Source organism: Streptomyces huiliensis (assembly GCF_020037025.1).
Taxonomy (GTDB): domain Bacteria; phylum Actinomycetota; class Actinomycetes; order Streptomycetales; family Streptomycetaceae; genus Streptomyces; species Streptomyces huiliensis.
Genome location: NZ_JAIQLH010000051.1, coordinates 49,592 through 67,606, shown reverse-complemented (window position 1 = coordinate 67,606; position 18,015 = coordinate 49,592). Strand labels below are relative to the sequence as shown.

Here is an 18,015-nt window from a genome sequence, read left to right as displayed (position 1 = left end):
TCGATCCCATGGCGGTTCCCTCCCGTGGGCCCCCACTTCTACCCCTTGAGGGCGGCATGCTGCCACTGGGGTATACCCCCGCTACTCCCCGACGTCGCGGCTCCGCAGGTCCTCCGGCGTCTCGCGGCGGACGAGGAGCCGCGCCCGGCCGCCGGACACCGCCGCCACCGGCGGGCGGCCGACCTGGTTGTAGGCGGAGGCCATGGACAGGTGGTAGGCGCCCGAGGCCGGGACCGCCAGGAGGTCGCCCGGACGGAGGTCGGCGGGGAGCGGGGCGTCCTCGGCGAGGATGTCACCGGCCTCGCAGTGCCGGCCGACCACCGTCACGGTCCGCGCCGGTGCCGGGGAGGAACGGTTCGCCAGGTGGACGGTGTAGCGGGCGCCGTAGAGCGCCGGGCGGGGGTTGTCGCTCATGCCGCCGTCGACGGAGACGAAGGTGCGGCCGCCCGTGCTCTTGACCGCGAGCACCCGGTAGAGGGCCACCCCGGCCGGGCCCGCGATCCAGCGGCCCGGCTCGACCGTCAGGCGGGGGACGGGGAGCTCGGCGTGGGCGCAGCGCAGGGCGAGTTCGGTGGTGACGCGGTCGGCGTACGCCGCGGGGTCGACGGCCGGGTCGCCGGGGCGGTAGGCGATGCCGAAGCCGCCGCCCAGGCCCAGTTCGGGGAAGGTGACGCCGTGCCGGTCGCGCAGCCGGGACAGCAGTTCGACGAGTCTGCGGACGGCGACCGCGTACGGGCCGGCGGAGGTGATCTGCGAGCCGAGGTGGCAGTGCAGGCCCACCAGGTCGAGCCGGGGCTGCCCCAGGACGCGTGCCACCGCCTCCTCGGCCGCGCCGCCCGCGACCGGTATCCCGAACTTCTGCCCCTCGACCCCCGTCCGTACGGCCGCGTGCGCCCCCGCCGCCACCCCCGGGACGACGCGCAGCAGCACCCGCTGCCGGGTCCCGTCGGGGACGAGGGCGGCGAGCCGGGCGATCTCGCCGGTGCCGTCCAGGACGATCCGGCCCACCCCGAGGCGGAGCGCGGCACGCAGGTCGGCGGGGCTCTTGGCGTTGCCGTGCAGGACGACGCGCTCGGTCGGGAAGCCGGCGTGGACCGCGAGGTCGAGCTCCCCGGCGGAGCACACGTCCAGGTCCAGCCCCTCCTCGTCGATCCAGCGGACCATGGCGCGGCAGAGGAACGCCTTGCCCGCGTAGGCGATCCCGGCGTCCGGGAGCGCGGCGCGCCAGGCGCGTGCCCGGGTGCGGACCTCGTCCTCGTCGAGGACGTACGCGGGGGTGCCGAAGCGGTCGGCGAGTTCGGCCAGGGGGACGCCGCCGACGGCCACACCGCCGGAGGGCAGCGTCCGGGCGGAGGCGGGCCAGAGGGGGGCGGGGCCGGCGGCCTCGGGGGCTCCGGGGGCTTCGGAGGAGGCCGGGGCTATGGGGGCTGTGGGTGCGGGCAGGGGCGAGGCAGGGAGGGGGAGGGAGAGGGTCACGGGGGTTCCTTCGGCGCCTTCGGGGCTGGAGGGGCGGCGGATGGGGTCTCTGAGGCGTAGGCGGGAGGGGCGGGGCACCGGCATCGGGGCGTCTGTGGTCTCGGTGACGGCTGCGGACCCGCGCGTCTCCGTGCTGAGGAAGGGAGTTCACAGCCGGCCCACGGCTTGGGGCCCGCAGCCCGCGGCTCGTACAGGCCGCGGGCGGCCGGGGCGGCGCGTGGTCGTGTCGCCCCGGCCTGGGCCGAGCCGGGCGCGGGCCGGTGGGGCCCCGCGGGATCAGCCCGGAAGCGTGGGCTGCAGGGCCGCGGGAGCCGGGCCGTCGGGGGAGCGGCGGACCGCGGGGGCCGTGAGCTGTGGGTCCACGGAGACCAGAGTGACGCCGAGAGGCGTGGCGAGCGCGCGTACGGCCGGCAGCGCCAGCCGGACGGCCGGCTGGTGCGGGCCTAGGCACGCGGCGAGCCGCGCGGGCGTGGTGAAGGCGACGGCCGTCCGGCCGCCGAGGGGCGTACGGAAGACCCGGAGCGCGAAGCCGACGGGACAGGGGCGCACGGGAACGTACAGCGCCGGGTCCGCGAGCCCGTACGCCGCAGTGACGGGCACGGGACGGCCGGCGGGCACGGGATCGCCGACGGGCGCAGGAGTGGCAGCGGGCGCAGGAGCGGCGGCGGGCACAGGGCTGGTCGAAGCCGGTGCCCCGCCGGGATGGGCGGGCTCTTCGGAGGATTCCTCGCCGTCGGCCACCGGGCTGTGCGGGGCGGCCGTCGCGGCCGCTACGGCGGCCGCTTCGGCGGGAGTTCGGTTTACACGCATGACGGTCCTCGGGAAGGATGAGGGAGAAATGAACCGGGGGTGAGGCAGTGGACGGAGACAGCGCGCCCGGCCCGTCGGCCGGAGCGCCGCGCCGCTGCCCACGGTATGCCCGCCCCGCGCCCGGACGACCGTTTCCTTGACAGCCTGTTGACCCGGCACCCGGGAGCCTTGACGGCCCGTTGACGCGACCCCGGCGCCACCCCCGGTGCGGCCCCGCACTCCGTACGGCCCCCGCACGGCCTCGCTCGGCCCCACACGGAGGATCACCCGGCGCGCGACCGACCACCGTGACCCCGTGCGCCGGGTGTGCGCCCCTGCCGTGCGCCGGGTCCCACTACCACGCTGCCATGGGCGGGCAAAGAATCTGGAAGAACCTGAGCGGGGACGGCCGTCCCCCGGGAACCCCGGCGGGAATCCCCTGTTCGCGTGGCGCGGACAGCCCCGTCCGGGGCTGGCGGGTCTTCGATCACCGACGCACGATGCTCACCTGCGGATCGACCACGGATCGACCGCGGATCGGACGATCGACGGCACGCGCGGCGAGTGGAGGAAGACGTGGCGGCAGAGAACACGGCGGGAGCGGCGGCGCCGGGCGGAGCGGACGCCTTCCGGGCGGCGCGGGACTTCCTGCTCGCCCACCGGGAGGACTACCGCGCCGCGTACGACGGCTTCGTCTGGCCCCGCCCCGCCCACTTCAACTGGGCGCTGGACTGGTTCGACCCGCTCGCCCGCGGCAACGACGCCACCGCCCTCTGGATCGTGGAGGAGGACGGCAGCGAGACGAAGCTGTCCTTCGACGCGCTGCGCCGCCGCTCCGACCGGACCGCCCGCCGGCTGCGCGCCCGCGGCGTCCGCGCCGGCGACCGGATCGTCCTCATGCTCGGCAATCAGGCCGAGCTCTGGGAGACCATGCTCGCGGCGATGAAGCTGCGCGCCGTCGTCATCCCCGCCACCCCGCTGCTCGGCCCCGCCGACCTGGCCGACCGCATCGAGCGCGGCCGGGCCCGGCACGTCGTCGTCCGGACCGCCGACACCGGCAAGTTCGCCGAGGTCCCCGGCGACTACACGCGGATCGCCGTCGGCGGCACCCCGCCGCCCGGCTGGCTCCCGTACGAGGACGGAACGGCGGATGGCAGTGAAGGGACGGATGAGAGCGACGAGAGCTTCGTCCCCGACGGCCCCACCCCCGCCGACGCCCCCCTCCTCCTGTACTTCACCTCCGGCACCACCGCCCGCCCCAAACTCGTCGAGCACACCCACACGTCGTACCCCATCGGCCACTTGACCACGATGTACTGGATCGGGCTGCGCCCCGGCGACGTGCACCTCAACATCTCCTCGCCCGGCTGGGCCAAACACGCCTGGTCCAACTTCTTCGCGCCCTGGAACGCCGGGGCGACGGTCTTCGTGGTCAACTACACCCGCTTCGACCCGGCCCGCCTGATGGCCGAGATGGACCGCTGCGGCGTGACGAGCTTCTGCGCCCCGCCCACCGTCTGGCGCATGCTCATCCAGGCCGACCTGCGGGCCCTGCGCACCCCGCCGCGCGAGGTGGTGGCGGCCGGCGAGCCGCTCAACCCGGAGGTCATCGAGGCCGTCCGGCGCGCCTGGGGCGTCACCATCCGGGACGGCTTCGGGCAGACGGAGACCTCCGTCCAGGTCGCCAACCCGCCCGGGCAGCCGCTGAAGACCGGCTCCATGGGCCGCCCGAGCCCCGGCTTCACCGTCGTCCTGCTCGACCCGGTCACCGGCGAACCGGCCGACGAGGGAGAGATCTCCCTCGACCTCACCGGCGACCCCGCGACCCGTCCCGTCGGCCTGATGACCGGCTACGCCGGCGACCCCGAGCGCACCGCCGAGGCGATGGCCGGCGGCTACTACCGCACCGGCGACATCGGTGCCCGGGACGCGGACGGATACATCACCTACATCGGGCGCGCGGACGACGTCTTCAAGTCGAGCGACTACAAGATCTCGCCCTTCGAGCTGGAGAGCGCGCTGTTGGAGCACGAGGCCGTCGCGGAGGCCGCCGTCGTGCCCTCGCCCGACCCGCTGCGGCTCTCCGTGCCCAAGGCGTACGTCGTCCTCGCCGAGGGCTGGGAGCCGGGGCCGGACACCGCGAAGGCGCTGTTCGCCCACTCGCGCGCGGTCCTCGCGCCGTACAAGCGCATCCGCCGGCTGGAGTTCGCCGAGCTGCCCAAGACCGTGTCCGGCAAGATCCGCCGCATCGAGCTGCGCGAACGCACCGCGCAGGGCGGCGGTACCGAATTCAGAGAGGAAGACCACCGGTGAGCACACCCTCGTACGCGGGCGGCCCCGTCGACACCCCCCTGCTTCGAGAGACCATCGGCGCCAGTCTCACCCGTACCGTCGCCCTCTTCGGTGAACGCGAGGCGCTCGTCGACGTCCAGGGCGGACGACGATGGACGTACGACGAGTTCGGGCGCGCCGTGGAGGAGGTCGCGCTGGGGCTGCTCGCCAAGGGGGTGGCCCAGGGCGACCGGGTCGGCATCTGGTCCGTCAACTGCCCGGAGTGGATGATCGTCCAGTACGCGACCGCCCGCATCGGCGCGATCATGGTCAACGTCAACCCGGCCTACCGGGTGCACGAACTCTCCTACGTGCTGCGGCAGTCCGGCGTCTCGGTGCTGGTCTCGGCCACCGCCTACAAGACCAGCGACTACCGGCGCATGGTCGAGCAGGTCCGCGGCGACTGCCCCGCCCTGCGCGACGTCGTCTACCTGGACGACCCGACGTGGACGGGCCTGGTCCGGCTCGGCGCCGGGACGCCCCGCGAGCGACTCGCCGAACGCGAGGCCGGGCTGAGCCCCGAGGACCCCGTCAACATCCAGTACACCTCCGGCACCACAGGCTTCGCCAAGGGCGCCACCCTCTCCCACCGCAACATCCTCAACAACGGCTATTTCGTGGGGGAGACGCTCGGCTACACCGAGGAGGACCGGATCGCCCTGCCGGTCCCCTTCTACCACTGCTTCGGCATGGTGATGGGCAACCTCGCGGCCACCACCCACGGCGCCTGCGTGGTCATCCCCGCCCCCACCTTCGACCCCACCGCCACCCTCCACGCCGTCGAGCGCGAGCGCTGCACCTCGCTCTACGGCGTCCCCACGATGTTCATCGCCGAGCTCGACCTGCCGGACTTCGCCACCTACGACCTCTCCACGCTGCGCACCGGCATCATGGCGGGCTCGCCGTGCCCCGCCGAGGTGATGAAGCGCGTCGTCGCCGAGATGCACATGGAGGAGGTCACCATCTGCTACGGCATGACCGAGACCTCCCCGGTCTCCACCCAGACCCGGCCCGACGACGACCTGGACCGCCGGACGGGCACGGTCGGGCGGGTGCTCCCGCACGTCGAGGTGAAGATCGTCGACCCGGAGTCCGGCGCCACGGTCCCCCGCGGCGAGCCCGGCGAGCTGTGCACCCGCGGCTACTCGGTGATGCTCGGCTACTGGAACGACGCCGAGCGGACCGCGGAGGCGATCGACGCCGACCGCTGGATGCACACGGGCGACCTCGCGGTGATGGACGAGGAGGGCTACGTCCGGATCGTCGGCCGCAGCAAGGACATGATCATCAGGGGCGGGGAGAACGTCTACCCGCGGGAGATCGAGGAGTTCCTGCACACCCATCCCAAGATCGCGGACGTCCAGGTCATCGGGGTCCCGGATGATCAGATGGGCGAGGAGATCATGGCGTGCGTCATCCTCCACGACGACGCGGGCGGCCTCAGCCGCGAGGAACTGGCCCGCTACTGCCGCGGCCGGCTGGCCCACTACAAGGTGCCGCGCTACCTGCGGGTCATGGAGACGTTCCCGATGACGGTGAGCGGGAAGGTACGGAAGGTGGAGCTGCGGGAGGAGGCCGTGGCGCTGCTGGAGGGGGCCGAATCAGCCCGTCCGGCGTTTGAGGACAACCGCGCGGAGCGCGGTTTCAGGAGGTCCGGGGTCCTCCCCGGGAAGCGGTGAATGGGGGTGCCCCCTCTAGGGGAGGGACCGGGGCACCCCTACGCCGCAGCCGTCCGAACGAGCATCTTGCCCGTGTTCCGTCCCGCCAGCATGCCCAGGAACGCCTCCACCACCCCGTCGAACCCCTCCACCACCGTCTCGTCCCGCACCACCCGCCCCGCCTGGAGGTGCGGAACGAGGAAGTCCTCCCACTCCGCCTGCGCGTCCCCGTGCTCCCGCACCAGGAAGCCCTCCAGGCGGATGCTCTTCTCGACGACGTCGTAGAGGTTGCGCGGCGCCGGCGGCGGCTCGGCGCTGTTGTACTGGGCCACCGCCCCGCACCAGGCGATCCGCCCGTGCGGGCGCATCGAGGCGATGGCCGCCTCCAGGTGGTCGCCGCCGACGTTGTCCAGGTAGACGTCGATGCCGTCCGGCGCCGCCTTCGCCAACTGCTCGGCCACCGGCCCGTCGTGGTAGTCGAAGGCGGCGTCGAACCCGAGGTCGTCCACGAGGTGCGCGACCTTGGCCGCCGACCCTGCGCTGCCGATCACCCGGCCCGCGCCCAGCAGCCGGGCCAGCTGCCCGGCCGTGCTGCCCACGCCGCCCGCGGCGGCCGAGACGAAGACGGTGTCCCCGGGCCGGACCCCGGCGATCCGGACGAGGCCGACGTACGCGCTGAGCCCCGTCCCGCCGAGCAGCCCGAGCCAGGTGCTCAGGGGTACGCCGTCGTGGCGCGGCAGCACCCGGGCGCCCTCCGCCGCCGAGACCAGGGCGTGGGTGCGCCAGCCCTTCCGGTGGAAGACCAGGTCGCCGACGGCCAGGGCGGGATCGCGGGACTCCACGACGCGGCCGATCGACCGGCCCTCCAGCGGGGCGTTCAGCTCCCAGTCCGCGTCCATGGCCTCGCGCATGTACGGGTCGACGGACAGCAGGACGTTCTCCACCAGCGCGGTGCCGGGGCGCACCGCGGGCAGCGGCTCCTCGACGAAGGCGAAGTGGGCGGCGGTGGGGGCGCCCTGCGGGCGGGCCACCTGGTGGACGGAGCGGAAGGTGCTGGTCATGGGGGAAACGTAGGCGGCGGGGGCGGTGGCGTCCCAGCCCTCGGGATCGATGGAAGAGCGGCTTCCATGAATGCCGTTCATGGACGTAGATTCCAGGGATGGCGGGGACAGCGGGGATGGCGGGGACAGCAGGGATGGCGGGGACAGCGGGGACGACGGGGACAGCGGGGATGGCGGGGACGACGGGAATGGCGGGGACGACGGGAATGGCGCGGAACGAGCAGCACGAACCCACCCTCCCGGAGCTCCGCGTGCTGGTCGCCGTGGACGAGGCGGGCACCTTCACCGCCGCCGGGGCCCGGCTCGGCCTGTCCCAGTCCGCCGTCTCGCACGCCGTGCGGACCTGTGAACGGCGGCTCGGCGCGGTGCTGTTCGACCGCGGGCGGCACGGTGCCCGGCCGACGGAGGCCGGCGCCCGGGCCGTCGCGCGGGCCCGCCGCATCCTGCGGCTGCTGGAGACGATGGGCGCGGAGACCCGGGGCGCGGGGCCCGAGGGGCTCACCGGCCCGCTGCGGATCTCCGCCTTCCGCAGCGCCGCCGCCCACCTGCTGCCCGCCGCGCTGGCCCGGCTCACGGCCCGGCACCCGGGGCTCAGCCCCGAGGTACGGACCGTCCGGGAGATCGGCCGCGGGACGGCGGGCGAGGTCGCGGACGGCCGGGCCGACCTCGGGATCGCCACCCTCGACGGCACCCAGGCGCTCCCGCCGGGGCTGCTCTCGGCGCCGCTCCTCTCGGAGCCGTACTCCCTCGTCCACCCGGCGGGCCACCCCGCGCCCCGGACGCTGCCGCTCGTCGACTGGGCCGAGAACTGCGGTTCGTACACCCGCGCCTGGTGGGCCGGGCAGGACTGGATCCCGCGGGCGACGATCGAGGCGGAGGACGACAGCGTCGTGCTGTCCATGGTGGCCCAGGGGCTGGGCATGGCCGTGATGCCGGCCCTGTCGCTGGCCGTCGTCCCGCCGTCGGTGGCCGTGACGGACCTGGGCCCGCGGCGGCCCACGCGCAGCGTCGGCTGGGTGGCGACACCGGAGGCGGCGCGGAGCGCGGCGGTCCGGGAACTCGTCCGGGAACTGCGGGGAACGGCGGCGGCCGGGGCGCGCTGAACGCCTCCTCTCGCCTCGCCCCGCACGCCTTGCCTCATTCCTTTTCGCCCTGGTTTTCCCTCAGTTGGGTGAACTGGGTGGTGGGTCGTTTTGCCGGCCGCGGCCCCCGGGGATGCTCCGCACGGGGACGTGATCCCGGGGGCCCCGAACTCACAGCCGGGGAAACGTTTTACTGCCTCTCTGACGACCTCGTGCGGGTGACGCGCTGCATGTCGCCGTACCGCCGGGGCAGTCGTGATGTGTCTCAGCCGATGAGCGGATTAGAGGTACTTCATGCGCGACGTCGCCGTAATGACCCTCCGAGCCGCCGCGTTCCTGGGCGTGCTCTCGAACTCCGGGCGCGGCACCGCGCCGTCCGCCACCACCGGCGCCGGTTTCTTCGACGACGTGGTGAGTTCGGGGAAGGAGGCCCTGGAGGCGTGGAAGCAGGAGGCCGTCGAGACGGTCAACCACGTCATCGCCCTGCGCGAGCCGGCCCGGGACGGGGCTGATCCCGCGGTCCCGCCCGCCGCCAGCCGCCCGCCGCAGCCGCCCGCCGTCAGCCGGGCGCCGGGGGTTCACCGCTTCACCGCCGGCGGACCAGCTCCTCCGCGCAGTCGTTGAGCGCGCGCGGCGCGCCCGTGAGGTCCATGACGAACAGCGGGAGGCGGCAGTCGTCCGCCCGCGAGCGGGCCTCGGTCGTGTAGCCGGCGAGCGAGAAGCAGAGCCCGGTCGCGTCCCCGGTCAGGGCGTACAGCCAGAGGCACTCGACGTCCCGGGCGGTCGTGGGCAGGGTCGTGGGATCCACCCGTACGACGAGGCCGTCCGCCAGCAGGTCGACCAGCTGCGTCCGCGCCGGCCCCGACAGGCCCGGCAGCCCCGACGGCCCGTCCGGCCGCCGGACCTGGGAGAAGCCGAGCCAGCGCAGATAGCGCTGGGCGGCGGTGACCGCGTCGCGCTCGGTGCGGATGGCGACGGGCCGGAAGGCCGGCCGGGCCGTGCGCCGGGCTCCGGCCGTGCGGGTGCCGGCGTCCCCGGCGGCCGACGCGGCCGACGCGGCGGACCTCGCGGGCCGGTCGGGTTCCCCGGACGCTCCGGTTCCCCCGGACGCTCCGGTCCCCCTGGACTCTCCGGTTCCCCCAGGCTCTCCCGTCCCCCCGGACTCCACGGACAGTTGGACCACGGCCCCGCACGAGCAGTCGAACTCCGGTCTGGGCCACTCTCCCCGCCGCCCGCAGCCCGCGCAGCGGACGGCCACCCAGCCGTTCCGCCAGGTGCGGTGCGCCACGGGATGCGGAACGGCGCCGGGGGAGACGGGCAGGGTGAGGGGAGCGCCGCAGGCGCAGGGATAGGTGGGCGGAGTGAACGGGTGCTCCCGGCCGCACGTCGGGCAGTGCACCGGCACGCTCTTGGCCATGGTCGGCTCCAGCGAACAGGTCCGTAGGACTGAGCAGTACGAGAAGAGGGCTGAGGCCCGAGGAGGGCTCAGGCCCTCCATAGTCCACGAACCGGACGCCAGGAGGGGCGCGAATGGCCGAAGCAGGGACCCGGACGGCGGCGCCGCGGCGCGACCCGACGGATGGGACGCCACCGCCCGGGGGTTTAGGGGGCGGGCAGTGGCTCGTACTCGCGGACGGCGTCGATGTCGGTGCCGTGCGGGGTGTTGGCCTCCCGCTCGATCATGATCTCGACCAGGACGGGACGCGAGGTGGCGACGGCTTTCTCCCGCGCCCACTCGATCGCCGGGCGGATGTCGCCGGGCCGGACGACCCGCCGTCCTGAACAGCCGTACGCCTCCATGATCTTGACGTTGTCGGTGCCCGTCTCGTCGTAATGGATATCGACCTGGTAGTTCATGGCGTAGGGGAGGGACGCCTGTCGGATGAGGCCCAGGTACTCGTTGTTGAGCATGATGAGTACGAAGGGAACGGCATACTGCGCGGCCACCGCCAGTTCCTCGACCGTGTACTGGAACCCGTAGTCCCCCACGACGCCCACCACTTCCGTCGCGCCCCGGCCCATGCCCTCCAGCGCCTTCTTCACACCGATCGCGGCCGGCACCTCCCATCCCAGCGGCCCGGCCTGGCCGCACACCTGGTAGTGGCGGGGCCGGTGGGCCTTCTGATGCTGCCCGCCCCAGATCTGGTACAGGCCGATGGCGGTGACGAAGTACGTGTCCGCGCCGAAGACCTCGTTGATCTCCTTGTAGACCCGGGGCGCCTTGACGGGGACGGAGTCGAAGTCCTCGCGGCGGACGAGGGTCCGCTTCAGTTCGGCGCACCGGTCCCGCCAGGGGCCGATCCGCGGTCGGACGGGTCCGCTCCTGGCGGCGCGGGCCCTGGCGGCGGCGAGGAGAGCGGCGAGGAAGGCCCGGGCGTCGGAGACGATGCCCAGCTCCGGCGCGACCACCCGGCCCAGCTGGGTGGGCTCGACGTCCACCTGCACGAACGTCCGCGTCCCCCGGTAGACGGAGAGGTCGGCGCCGGTGTGCCGGTCGCCGAAGCGGGCGCCGACCGCGAGCACGAAGTCGGCCTCCAGAAACGAGGCGTTGGCGTACCGCTGGGACGTCTGGATGCCGGTGGTGCCCATGTTGAGCTCGTGGTCGTCCTCGATGACACCCTTGCCCATCAGCGTCACCTGGAACGGCAGCCGCAGCTCCTCGACCAGCGCCCGGAGTTCCGCCGCCGCCCCGGCCGTGACGACCCCGCCGCCGGCCAGCACGAGCGGCCGTTCCGCGGCGAGCAGCAGGTCGAGGGCGGCCTCGACGGACGGCCCGTGCGGCAGGCACGGCCGGACGGGCAGCGGGGCGTCGGTTCCGGGCGCGTACGCGATCTCGTGCCTGGCCACGTCCAGCGGGATGTCCACCAGCACCGGACCCGGCCGGCCCTCCCGGGCCGTGCGGAACGCCTCGCGGAACACCCACGGCAGCTGTGCCGCCTCCTTGACCTGCACGGCCCACTTGGTGACCGGCCGGGCCACGCCCACGATGTCCACCGCCTGGAACGCCTCCTGGTGCAGCTTGCCGGAGACCGCCTGGCCGGTGACGCAGACCATCGGGACCGAGTCCGCGTACGCCGTGTAGAGGCCGGTGACCAGGTTGGTGGCGCCCGGGCCCGAGGTCGCCAGGGCCACACCCACCCGTCCGTTGGTCCGGGCCCAGCCGTCGGCCATGTGCGCCGCGGCCTCCTCGTGCCGGACTATGAGGTGCTCGATGCGGCCGTCCGCCTCAAGCGCCTGGTAGAGGGGGAGGATGGCGGCGCCGGGGCAGCCGAAGACGGTGTCGACGCCCTCGTCCTTGAGGATGTGGACCACCGCGCGCATGGCGGGGATCCGGGGCACGCTGATTCCGCTCATCCCGCTCATGCGGCCGACATCCTCTCCACGCCGCGCAGCAGGGCCGCGTGGTCGAGCCCGCCGTCGCCCTGCGCCCGGACCGCCGCGACCAGTTGCGCCACCAGCCCGCAGAGCGGGAGGGCGACGCCGGCCTCGCGGGCGGCGGCCGTGACGATGCCCATGTCCTTGTGGTGCAGGTCGATCCGGAAGCCCGGAGTGAAGTCGCGGGTGAGGAAGGCGTGCTTCTTCCGGTCGAGCACGGCCGAGCCGGCGAGCCCGCCGTTCAGCACGTCCAGCGCGGTGGCCGGCTCCACGCCGGAGCGCTCCAGGAACACGACGGCCTCGGCGCACGCTTGTAAGGTCGCCGCGACGATCAGCTGGTTCGCCGCCTTGACGGTCTGGCCGGCGCCGTGCGGCCCGCACAGCGCGGCCGTCGACCCGAGGACCTCGAACAGCGGCCGGGCCGCCTCGAAGTCCGCCCGCTCCCCGCCCACCATGATCGACAGCGTGCCTTCGACGGCGCCCGCCTCGCCGCCCGAGACGGGGGCGTCCAGGACGCGGAGGGCGCGTTCGGCGCCTTCCCTGGCCAGGGTGACGGCTGTGCTCGGTGTCACCGTCGACATGTCGATGAACAGGGCGTCTGGGCGGGCGTGTTCGAGGATGCCGTCCCTGCCGAGCGCGACCTTCGTCACCTCGGTGTCCGCCGGGAGCATGGTGATGATGACGTCGGCGTCGCGGACGGCTTCCGCTATGGAGGGGGCGGGGATACCGCCGTGGGCGGCGAGGTGGTCGAGTTTGTGTTGTTCGAGGGTGTGGGCGGTGAGGGGGTAGTTGGCCTTGAGGAGGTTGTGGGCCATGGGGGAGCCCATGATTCCTAGACCTATCCAGGCGATGTGCATGGTCGTTCCTCTCGGGAAGCGGGTGTGGGGCGGTTGGGGTGGTGCCCCGGTCCCGCCCTTTCACCGTTTCTTGCGGGGGCTGCGCCCCCGCACCCCCGAAACCGCGCTCCGCGCGGTTGTCCTCAAACGCCGGACGGGCTGAGTGGCGCGGACGAGCGGCGGAGCCGCGACAAGGGGGTCTGGGGCGCAGCCCCAGGAAGCGGCGAAGGGGCGGGACCGGGGCACCACCCCTACGGCCGATGCTCCAGCGCGACCCACCCGCCGTACCCCGCCTTGCGGAGCCGCGCGACCAGCGCCCCGAAATCGAGCCGCCCGGTCCCGGGCGCCCCCCGCCCCGGCCAGTCCGCGAACTGCACGTGCCCGGCCGAAGCCCCGTACCGGTCGATGACGGCGTCCAAGTCCGCACCGCCCATCGCCAGGTGGTACAGATCCATCAGGAACTTCGCGTTCCCCAACCCGGTCACCGTATTGACCCGCTCCACGACGGCGACGGCGGCCTCCGCCGTGACGAGGGGATAGCCCGGCGACTCGGCCGAGTTGAGCGCCTCGACGAGCAGATCCGCACCCACCCGGTGCGCCGCCCGTGCCGCGAGGACGAGGTTGTCGAGGGCGAGCGCGTCCTGGAGAGCCGGATCCACGTCCGGCAGCCGGTTGCCGTAGAGGGCGTTGAGGCCCGTACAGCCGAGCGACCCGGCGAAGTCGGCGGCGACGTCGAGGTTGGCGCGGAAGCGCTCCGACTCCCGTCCCGGCAGGGACAGGGCGCCCCGGTCGGGCCCGGGCAGCCGGCCCGCGTAGAAGTTCAGCCCCACGAGCCGGGTGCCGGCGGACGTCAACGCGGCGTGTAGCGCGTCGAGTTCGGCGGCCGGTGGGCACGGTTCGTCCGGCCACGGCCACCACAGCTCGACGGCGGAGAACCCGGCGGCGGCCGCCGCGGCTGGGCGCTCCAGGAGGGGGAGGTCGGCGTGGAGGAGGGAAAGGTTGGCGGCCAGGCGTTGATCGTCGGGAGCCACCACAGGACACCTACTTCCGTATTGTGGAATGTGAAATCCGCGCAACGGAAATGAAGGTGCCCGACCGGGCCCGGCCTGTCAAGGGACCCCGCGACGCGGACCGGCCCGCGTGCGACGTCGAGTCGCACACGGGCCGGCCGTGTCACCGGGAGGTCGAAGACTCGCCGGGAGGGCGAAGGCTCGCGGGAGGGCGAAGGTCGCCGGGAGACGAAGGGCTTAAGCCGCCGCCACCTCCTCATCCGCGCCCAACTGCGCGGCCACGTACGCCGCGAGGCCCCCCGCCGTCGGGTGGTTCCACAGCACCGTGACCGGCAGCCGGACCCCGAGCAGCTTCTCCAGCTGGCCGCAGACGACCATCGACATCACGGAGTCCAGGCCCAGGTCGGTCAGCGGCCGGTCGCGGTCCAGCTCGGCCGCCGGGATCTTCATCTCGCGGGCCAGGCGCCCGCAGACCTCCTCGTCGATCCGGGCGGCCAGGACGTCGGCCGGCAGGGAGGCCCAGTCGACGGTGGCCGGTTCGTCCGCCCCGGCGGCGGGCTCGGGCTCCGCCGCGCGCCCGGCCGGCACCTCCGCGCGCAGGGCGCCGAACCGCGTCCCCGGCAGCCAGGCGCACAGTCGCCCGCTCTCGTCGCTGATGACGATGTCGACGGTGTCCGTCTCCGGGTCCACGAGCCGGATGTCCACCACACCGGTCTCGGGCGCCTCGCCCACGACGCGCACCTCGCGTATGTGCGCGGGCATCCGGACGGTGGGCGGCCCGCCGTAGATGACGGGGACGACGCCGAGGGCCGCGTCCAGCAGCGGCGCCCAGGTGACCTGGTCGCCGGGCACGGCGGGGGCGTGGATCACGGCCCGCAGGACGTTCTCGCCCTTGAGGAGCTCGCGCACCTCCCACGGCCAGGCGATGCCCTCGACGCCGATCGCGTCGAGCCGGCCGATCACCACCGACGGGTCGGCGGTCTCCAGGTCCTCCGGGGCCCGGACGGTCAGGAAGGCGTCCGGGAACGGAGCGGCGCTGTCGGCCATGGTCGAACCGGAGGTGTGCGTCAGCCAGTTGCCGGGGCCGCCCTTCGCCCCCACGGCCCGGGTGCTGAGCCGCAGCTCCAGGCCCTCCCGCACCACCTGCACCTCACGTGCCGAGGCGAGGGCGATGGGGAAGCGCAGCGAGAGGTCGAACAGCGCCTTGCTGCCGCCGGTGCCCGGGGCGGCCTCCAGGAAGGTGTGGATGATCGAGGAGGCGGGGACGATCGAGGCGCCGTGCAGGGAGTGGCCGCCGGGGAAGGGCCGACTGGCCTCGTCCAGGACGGTGTTCCACACCCGTAGCGCGGTGCCGCTGGTGGTGGCGAGGTCCACGGGGGCGCCGAGCAGGGTATGGCCACTGATGTCGTGCTGGTGGGAGACGACCGCGGCGGCCGGCAGCACGGCGTCGAGCCAGTGTCGGCGGTGCTGCCAGACCACCGGCGGCAGTTCGGCCGGGTGGGTGGCCGGGTGGTGGAGGGACCAGTCGATCTCCGCGCCGTGCGCGTGCAGCCCGCCCAGTCCCGCCAGCAGCGTGCGCAGTTCGGGCTTGTCGCGGCGGAGGCTGTGGCCGACGTGGGCGCCGGTGACGTCCAGGTGCGCCAGCGTCTCGTTGATCGAGTGGGAGACGACGGGGTGCGGCGCGACCTCCAGGAAGCGGCGGTACCCGTCCTCGACGGCCGCGGTCACCGCCTGCGCGAGCCGGACCGGTTCGCGCAGGTTGGCCACCCAGTACGCGGCGTCGTGCGGGGCGTCGGAGCGGGGATCGGCGAGGGCCGTGGTGTACAGCGGCACCTCCGGGGCCTGCGGGGCCAGTTCTCGGAGGGCGTCGCGCAGGCCGTCCGTGAGCTCCAGCATGTGCCGGCTGTGGAAGGCGACGTCGGAGTTGACGTTCCGTACCGGCAGGCCCTCGGCCTGCCAGTCGCGGACCAGGTCCGCCACGGCCCCGGCGTCGCCGGAGACCACCGAGGACAGCGGCGATGACGCGATGGCGGCGGAGATCCGCTCGTTGCCTTCCAGCCGCGCCGCCACCTCGTCGAAGGGCAGCCCGACCATGGCCATCGCGCCCTTGCCGGCCACCCGGCGCAGCAGCGCGGACCGCCGGCCGCTGAGCCGGGCGCCGTCCTCCAGGCTCAGCGCCCCGGCCGCCACGGCCGCGGCGATCTCACCGACCGAGTGCCCGATGACGGCGGACGGCCGGTGGCCGTGCGCCCGCCACACCTCGGCGAGACCCACCTGCACCGCGAAGATCATGGACTGGGCGCGGTCGACGGAGTCGAAGTCGCCGTCCAGCAGGGCCTGCCGGGCCGAGAAGCCCAGCTCCTCCTGGAACACCGGCTCCAGCGCGTCGATCACGGCGGCGAACTCGGGTCGCGAGGCGAGCAGTTCGGCGCCCATGCCCGACCAGTGGGAGCCGTGGCCGGAGAACACCCACACCGTCCCCGGGTCGCCCTGCGTTCCGCCCGGCCGTACGGCACCGGTGACGACGCCGTCCAGCTGCCGCTCCCCGCTCTCGTGCCGCTCTCCGCTCTTGTCGGCGGCCAGTTCGCGCAGCCGCGCCACGAGTTCGGCGCGGCCGTCGGCGATCACGGTCGCGCGGTGCTCCAGGTGGCTGCGGCGGGTGGCGAGGGTGTGGCCGACGGCGGACAGCGGAGTGCCGGGGTGCTGCTCCAGCCAGTCGGCGAGCCGGCCCGCGTAGGCGGTGATCCCGGCGGGGGAGCGGTACGAGAGGGGGTACGCGCGGACGGCACCGCCCGCCGGCTCGGCGACCGGTTCCTCCGACTCGTCCGTGACGGGCGCCTCCTCCAGGACGACGTGGCCGATGGTGCCGCCGTACCCGTACCCGGAGACGCCGGCCCGGCGCGGGGTGTCGCCCTTGGGCCACGCCTGGTGCTCGGTGACGAGCCGCAACCCCCAGTCGTCCCAGGGGATGTCGGGGCTCGGCTCGCTGGTCAGGACCGTCGCCGCCAGCTCCGCCTCGCGCAGCATCAGCGTGGCCTTGATGATCCCGGCGACGCCCGAAGCGGGTTCGGCGTGGCCGATGTTGGACTTCACCGAGCCGATCCAGCACGGCTTGCCGTCCGGCCGCCCGGTGCCGAACACGGCGTGCAGGCCGGACGCCTCGACCGGGTCGCCGAGCCGGGTGCCCGTGCCGTGCGCCTCGATGTAGCCCGCGGTGGCCGGGTCGAGGCCCGCCCGCTGCCAGGCGAGGCGGAGCAGGTCGCGCTGGGCGTCGGGGTTGGGGGCCATGATGCCGTTGGTCGCGCCGTCCTGGGCGACGGCGGTCCCCTTGATGACGGCGAGGATCCGGTCGCCGTCCCGCTCGGCGTCCGCCAGCCGCTTGAGCACCAGGACGCCACAGCCCTCGGCACGCCCGTACCCGTCGCCCTCCGCGTCGAACGGCTTGCTGCGGCCGTCGGGGGAGAGGGCGCCGGCCGCCTCCAGGGTGAGGGTGTACGCGGGCGAGAGGATGATGTTGACGCCGCCGGCCAGGGCGAGGGACGTCTCGCCGGTCAGCAGCGACTGGCAGGCCAGGTGCACCGCCACCAGCGACGCCGAGCAGGCGGAGTCCAGGACGAAGCTGGGGCCGTGCAGGTCGAGGACGTGCGAGACCCGGTTGGCGATGCCGGTGAGCTGGGCGCCGATGCCCGTCCACGGCTCGATCCGGGGCAGGTCCTCCAGCAGCCGCCGCCCGTAGTCGTCGGAGCAGGTGCCGATGTACACGCCGGCGTCGGAGCCCGCCACCGAGCGCGGTGCCATGCCGGCGTGCTCCAGCGCCTCCCACGCCACTTCGAGGACGAGCCGCTGCTGCGGGTCCATGAACTCCGCCTCGCGCGGCGTGATCCCGAAGAACTCGGCGTCGAAACCGTCGACGTCACCGATGAAGTTGCCCGGCCGGTCGGCGCGGCGGAGCGCCTCGGAGAACTCCGGGCTGATCTTCGTGTAGGGACGCCAGCGGTCCTCGGGAGTGGGCTCGGCGGACACCTTGCCGCCGGACAGGAAATTCCAGAACGATTCCGGGGAGTCGATGCCGCCGGGGAACCGGCAGCCGATTCCGATGAGCGCGACCGATTCGTGCTGCTGCCTTTCGTGCTGCTGCATGCGCGTCATTCCGTTCGTCTCGGCAGGGAAAACAGGGTGGGTGGAACGGCCATGCGGTGGGGCGGGAAGGGAGGGAAGGGGAGGGGAGAGGCCCTGACGGAAACGGCACAGGTGTTTCCGCCGGGCTCCGGCTCCGCTTCCGGAGAATGAGCCGGCCCGCGGCTGGGCTCAGTAAGCGGGGCTCAGTAAGCGAGGCTCAATGGGCGGGGCTCAACGGGCAGGGCTCAGCGGGCGGCGGCGAGGGGAGCGCGCCGGAG

At 73.9% G+C, this 18,015-nt stretch carries 12 protein-coding genes; 4 read left to right on the top strand and 8 right to left on the bottom strand.

The annotated features are described in order from the left end of the window. Window positions 1-81 precede the first annotated feature (81 nt). Entirely contained in the window at window positions 82-1,476 is a 1,395-nt protein-coding gene (lysA, locus tag JNW98_RS11085; RefSeq protein WP_372459212.1) for a diaminopimelate decarboxylase, read from the bottom strand. Window positions 1,477-1,752: 276 nt separating this feature from the next. Further along, window positions 1,753-2,286 (bottom strand): SAV_915 family protein, encoded by a 534-nt coding sequence (locus JNW98_RS36570; protein ID WP_308015549.1) that lies wholly within the window; start codon window positions 2,284-2,286, stop codon window positions 1,753-1,755. A 555-nt stretch (window positions 2,287-2,841) separates the two neighbouring features. Between JNW98_RS36570 and JNW98_RS11075 the strand changes: the two genes are divergently transcribed. Together JNW98_RS11075 and JNW98_RS11070 are read left to right on the top strand one after the other, a co-directional pair. Then, a complete protein-coding gene (locus JNW98_RS11075; RefSeq protein WP_223767970.1) occupies window positions 2,842-4,578 on the top strand; it encodes an AMP-binding protein in 1,737 nt (578 codons plus the stop codon). Next, window positions 4,575-6,275 carry an AMP-binding protein gene (locus JNW98_RS11070; protein ID WP_223767969.1) on the top strand — a complete coding sequence of 567 codons (1,701 nt, stop codon included), beginning with the start codon at window positions 4,575-4,577 and terminating at the stop codon, window positions 6,273-6,275. Before JNW98_RS11075 ends, JNW98_RS11070 begins: the two co-directional genes overlap by 4 nt. A gap of 38 nt (window positions 6,276-6,313) precedes the next feature. Here the strand turns inward: JNW98_RS11070 and JNW98_RS11065 are convergent, their stop codons facing one another. Then, a complete protein-coding gene (locus JNW98_RS11065) occupies window positions 6,314-7,315 on the bottom strand; it encodes an NADP-dependent oxidoreductase (RefSeq protein ID WP_223767968.1) in 1,002 nt (333 codons plus the stop codon). Between the two features lie 206 nt (window positions 7,316-7,521). On the opposite strand from JNW98_RS11065, the gene JNW98_RS11060 reads away from it, so the two are divergent. Beyond that, window positions 7,522-8,418, top strand: a complete 897-nt coding sequence (locus tag JNW98_RS11060; RefSeq protein ID WP_223767967.1) for a LysR family transcriptional regulator — start codon at window positions 7,522-7,524, stop codon at window positions 8,416-8,418. A gap of 291 nt (window positions 8,419-8,709) precedes the next feature. Beyond that, window positions 8,710-9,021: a hypothetical protein gene (locus tag JNW98_RS11055; RefSeq protein WP_223767966.1), complete on the top strand. Its 312-nt coding sequence runs from the start codon at window positions 8,710-8,712 to the stop codon at window positions 9,019-9,021. Here JNW98_RS11055 and JNW98_RS11050 read toward each other — a convergent pair. The 5 genes from JNW98_RS11050 to JNW98_RS11030 form a co-directional block, all read right to left on the bottom strand. Next, window positions 8,984-9,814, bottom strand: coding sequence for a hypothetical protein (locus tag JNW98_RS11050; RefSeq protein ID WP_223767965.1), 831 nt, complete (start codon window positions 9,812-9,814; stop codon window positions 8,984-8,986). The two genes, JNW98_RS11055 and JNW98_RS11050, sit on opposite strands and share 38 nt — an antisense overlap. A gap of 185 nt (window positions 9,815-9,999) precedes the next feature. Further along, window positions 10,000-11,751 carry a glyoxylate carboligase gene (gene gcl, locus JNW98_RS11045; protein ID WP_223767994.1) on the bottom strand — a complete coding sequence of 584 codons (1,752 nt, stop codon included), beginning with the start codon at window positions 11,749-11,751 and terminating at the stop codon, window positions 10,000-10,002. Window positions 11,752-11,756: 5 nt separating this feature from the next. After that, the gene (locus tag JNW98_RS11040) at window positions 11,757-12,629 is read right to left on the bottom strand and encodes a 2-hydroxy-3-oxopropionate reductase (protein WP_223767964.1); all 873 of its coding nucleotides are present in this window, start codon (window positions 12,627-12,629) and stop codon (window positions 11,757-11,759) included. Between the two features lie 230 nt (window positions 12,630-12,859). Continuing rightward, window positions 12,860-13,639 (bottom strand): TIM barrel protein, encoded by a 780-nt coding sequence (locus JNW98_RS11035; RefSeq protein ID WP_223767963.1) that lies wholly within the window; start codon window positions 13,637-13,639, stop codon window positions 12,860-12,862. 216 nt (window positions 13,640-13,855) lie between these two features. Next, the gene (locus JNW98_RS11030; protein ID WP_223767962.1) at window positions 13,856-17,758 is read right to left on the bottom strand and encodes a type I polyketide synthase; all 3,903 of its coding nucleotides are present in this window, start codon (window positions 17,756-17,758) and stop codon (window positions 13,856-13,858) included. Window positions 17,759-18,015 lie beyond the last annotated feature (257 nt).

Excerpts from the sequence above, each read along its gene's own strand:
- JNW98_RS11055 (WP_223767966.1), top strand. The coding sequence starts at position 8,710 with ATGACCCTCCGAGCCGCCGCGTTCCTGGGCGTGCTCTCGAACTCCGGG.
- JNW98_RS11030 (WP_223767962.1), bottom strand. The coding sequence starts at position 17,758 with ATGCAGCAGCACGAAAGGCAGCAGCACGAATCGGTCGCGCTCATCGGA.
- JNW98_RS11040 (WP_223767964.1), bottom strand. The coding sequence starts at position 12,629 with ATGCACATCGCCTGGATAGGTCTAGGAATCATGGGCTCCCCCATGGCC.
- JNW98_RS11050 (WP_223767965.1), bottom strand. The coding sequence starts at position 9,814 with ATGGCCAAGAGCGTGCCGGTGCACTGCCCGACGTGCGGCCGGGAGCAC.
- JNW98_RS11060 (WP_223767967.1), top strand. The coding sequence starts at position 7,522 with ATGGCGCGGAACGAGCAGCACGAACCCACCCTCCCGGAGCTCCGCGTG.
- gcl (WP_223767994.1), bottom strand. The coding sequence starts at position 11,751 with ATGAGCGGAATCAGCGTGCCCCGGATCCCCGCCATGCGCGCGGTGGTC.
- JNW98_RS36570 (WP_308015549.1), bottom strand. The coding sequence starts at position 2,286 with ATGCGTGTAAACCGAACTCCCGCCGAAGCGGCCGCCGTAGCGGCCGCG.
- JNW98_RS11065 (WP_223767968.1), bottom strand. The coding sequence starts at position 7,315 with ATGACCAGCACCTTCCGCTCCGTCCACCAGGTGGCCCGCCCGCAGGGC.